Source organism: Crocosphaera sp. Alani8, assembly GCF_038442745.1.
Taxonomy (GTDB): Bacteria; Cyanobacteriota; Cyanobacteriia; order Cyanobacteriales; family Microcystaceae; genus Crocosphaera.
In genome coordinates, this window is record NZ_JARVCN010000328.1 from 1 (window position 1) to 3,577 (window position 3,577).

3 protein-coding genes are annotated in these 3,577 nt (G+C 35.1%); all 3 read right to left on the reverse strand.

Going from position 1 to position 3,577, the window contains the following annotated elements; all coding sequences use genetic code 11:
• Positions 1-313: 313 nt before the first annotated feature.
• Positions 314-1,081, reverse strand: coding sequence for an HAD family hydrolase (locus P9B04_RS17175; protein ID WP_342056199.1), 768 nt, complete (start codon positions 1,079-1,081; stop codon positions 314-316).
• Positions 1,082-1,206: 125 nt separating this feature from the next.
• Complete coding sequence (gene recN / locus P9B04_RS17180; protein ID WP_342056200.1) at positions 1,207-2,976, reverse strand: DNA repair protein RecN; 1,770 nt, start codon at positions 2,974-2,976, stop codon at positions 1,207-1,209.
• 274 nt (positions 2,977-3,250) lie between these two features.
• The gene (gene tnpA / locus P9B04_RS17185) at positions 3,251-3,532 is read right to left on the reverse strand and encodes an IS200/IS605 family transposase (RefSeq protein WP_342056201.1); all 282 of its coding nucleotides are present in this window, start codon (positions 3,530-3,532) and stop codon (positions 3,251-3,253) included.
• Positions 3,533-3,577: the final 45 nt, after the last annotated feature.

Below are 3,577 nucleotides of genomic sequence, written 5' to 3' on the forward strand. Positions count from 1 at the left end.
CTTTGTCCCCTAACTTTCGGCGAGTCCCCCCAGACTTTTTGAGAAGCTTCTAATACTCTCACTAAGAAAATCTTGGATTGGTTGTTCAACTTTATCGAGCTTAATTTTAGACAGATGCTCCTCTTAGGATCTCCTTAAAGGCAAGCGCACAAAATTCCCTAACCTTCTCTTGTTGCTGATCAGAATAAGGCAATTTCTAGCAAAAGAATCAACTCAGAACCCCGAAATCCTAACACAGAACTGAGATTAATAGGGCGGTTTGTTCATGACATACTTACAAAATATTAGCAAAATTTTTAATTTTATTGGTTAGTTAAGTGATAATTCTATTCAATTCACAAAATCCGTCAATTTCGGTTAAGTTAGTTACATAAGCAGGTTGATATTTTAATTTATCTGTATATTTAAGAATATTATTAACTCCGACGGAAAGAGGGAAAAGATCTCTATTAAATAGATTTTCATCATTGGGACTATCTCCTATTGTGACTATTTCTTGTGGAGATAAATGTTTTAAATAGGTTTCTTTAATGGTCATTAATGCTTTCCCTTTGTTTTGTTGTTGGGGTTTAAGATGTGCTTGAATATGACTATAGGTAAATCCCCAATTATTTTTATGACAAATTTCTTCTATAGTTAGTAGTTGTTGTTGACTAAGTTCGTGACAATCAAATGTCCAGTCGGTTATTCTAAATTGGTTATCACTAGAAGTTGTTAATTGAGGAAATTGACTCCTTAAATATTCAAAGTTATTCTGTAATGTTTGACGATGCTCTACTATATTATCAATTTCTGTTAATTGTGTTATTTTTTGGTTCTCTTTTAGACAGTAAATCCCTCCGTTTTCGGCTACAATACCCCAGACTGGTAAATAATTTACAATACCCTGGCACCATCCTGCCGATCTTCCAGTGATGAGGATAACTTGTATATTATGTTCTCGTAATTTTTCTAAAGTTAATAATAATTGATTACTAAATTCACCGTTTTTAGTTAAGGTTCCATCAATGTCGGTAGCAATAAGTTTTACGTTTTTAATCTGTTTTTTTGCTAATTCGTTAGTGATTTTTTCTAGGGGCATTATTTTACTTTTGAATGTTTTATTTTAGTTGATTAAGATTATAATTTCGACGAAAATAATTAAGATGGATAGAGTCAAAAAAATTAGTGCATTGGTTGCTCTAAAAACTCTATTTTCAACTATTTTCACTGAATTTTTTGCTTTCCCAAGCGGTAAGATTCCGCTTTTACTAATAATGATTTGGCAAATTCCATCGCATCTTCTGAAGAATGTCCTCCCGTTAGTTGTGCTAATTCTTCCTTTCTCGTTTGGATATTTTCTAATGCTTTTACCCTGACAACGGTTCTGATCTCGGGTAAAGTTAATTGACCATTTTCTTCGTTTTCTAGTTTAGATAATTCCTCAATAATTTGTTTTTCAACTCGGAAGTGATTTTCGGCCATGGCTGCAACTAAGGGTTGATGAGTGACACATAATATTTGATAGGTTTCGCTTAAATTGTGCAATTTTTCTGCGATCGCTTGGGCAACTTTTCCTGAGACTCCTGCATCAATCTCATCAAAAATTAAGGTACCTGAACATTTTTCTGATTTTGCAAAACACGCTTTTAATGCTAAAAGAAAACGACTCATTTCTCCTCCAGAAGCGGTACGGGACAAAGGTTGTATTTTTTCTCCTGGGTTGGGACTAAAATAAAAAATTACCTGATCGCTTCCATGAATGCTAGGATTACAAGGGGTAATTTGACAAACAAAAATTACTTTGTCCATAGCCAAAGGTTTTAATTCTTTGACTAGACGTTTTTCTAATTTTGTAGCGGCTTTTTGTCTTAGTATAGTTAGTTCTTGGCAAGTTTTGAGCAATTTTTCTTGTGCGGTATTATAATCTTTTTCTAACTTTTCAATGGACTGTTCCCCATCGTTTAATTCCTCTAATTCTGCGCTTAGTTTCTGATAGAAACCAATAGCATCGCTCAAATCGGGGCCATATTTACGACAAATACGCTTAATTAGGTTTATTCTTTCTTCTACTTCGGTTAATCGTTGCGGATCGCTTTCTAACCTGTCACAATAACCGTTTATCTCTTTTCCTGCCTCTACTACTTGGGTTAAAGCTGATTTTACCATCTCTAATAATGGCTCTAGTTCTGTATCATATTCAGTCATATTTGTCAATATCCTTTCTGCTTCTCCCAAGCGATCTGCGATCGCAGCTTCTCCGTTGTCGTTTTGATAGAGGAGTTGATAGGTTTGATAGCTTAGCTTCTGCAACTCTACCACATGGGAAAGGCGATCGCTTTCTTGTTCTAGTTGTTGGAGTTCATTGGGATCGCTTAATTGTGCTTCTTCTAGTTCTTTTATTTGATATTCCAATAAATCAAGTCTTTGTAATCTTTCTTGCTCAGATTTTTTTCTTTTTTCTAAACTCTTTTCAATTTCTTTGCAATTTTCGTAAGCGTATTCCACTAACTTCCGTTGTTTAAGGATTCCATTACCACCATAAAAATCCAATAATTCCCGTTGTCGAGTTGCATCCATTAATTGAACTGTTTGTCCTTGTGCGGTGATTTCCGCCAGCAAGTTACGAAATTGTGCCATTATCTGTAAGTTTACGAGAACTCCATTGATTCTGGAACGAGATCGAACAGTTTCTCCTGTTAGGGATAATTCCCGTAAACATACGACAGTGTTATCATCAAGAGGATCAATTTCTTGTTGCTGTAACCAATCTAATACCCTTTCATTCCCCTGAAATGTCGCTTCTAAGGATGCTTGTTGAGTTCCCTGACGAATGAGACGGTTATTAACTTTTCCCCCTAATACAACGTCAATAGCATCTAGGATAATGGATTTTCCTGCTCCTGTTTCCCCTGTCAATACATTTAATCCTTGACCAAACTGAAGGGTTAAGCGATCGACTAACGCAAAATTTTTTATCTGCAATAAGGAAAGCATGGAGTTAGGGTTAAAAAATTAGTATAAGTTTATTCCTTAATCTTAAGCAATTTTGATGAAAGTGCAAGTTAAATAATTCAGCAGTTATCAAGCTTGATTAATAGTTTAGAACCTTTGCTATGATAATCAAATAATATGTATGTTAAGAGTGATTTTATTGCGACGGATAAACCAACTCTAAAAACAGCATTTTATCTTAAAGTGTTGGATTGAAGACCCTCGATTTCATGAAAGGGATGAAAATCCGACCAATATATTAACTGCGAAGCATCCTTTAAACATCAGGAGTATCTTGAGATTGAACGTATTGTTTGAGTTGATGAATAGTCACACCACCACAACTAGCAACAAAATAAGAACCAGTCCAAAATACCCTCTTGTAATAAACTTTAGATAGTTCTGTCTCAAATTCGCGCCACATGGTTTTTGAAGCAGTGGCTTTCATATTAGCAATTAAACTACTAAGAAGCTTGTGGGGGGGATAGCAGATTAGTAAATGAACATGGTCAGCTTCTCCATTAAATTCTAACAATTCAGCACTCCAGCTTTTAGGTATCTTCTCAAAAAGCCAGGGGTCACTCGCTGCGAAAACTTAGGCCAA

Coding starts and splice junctions, on each gene's coding strand:
- recN (WP_342056200.1), bottom strand. CDS start 2,976: ATGCTTTCCTTATTGCAGATAAAAAATTTTGCGTTAGTCGATCGCTTA.
- P9B04_RS17175 (WP_342056199.1), bottom strand. CDS start 1,081: ATGCCCCTAGAAAAAATCACTAACGAATTAGCAAAAAAACAGATTAAA.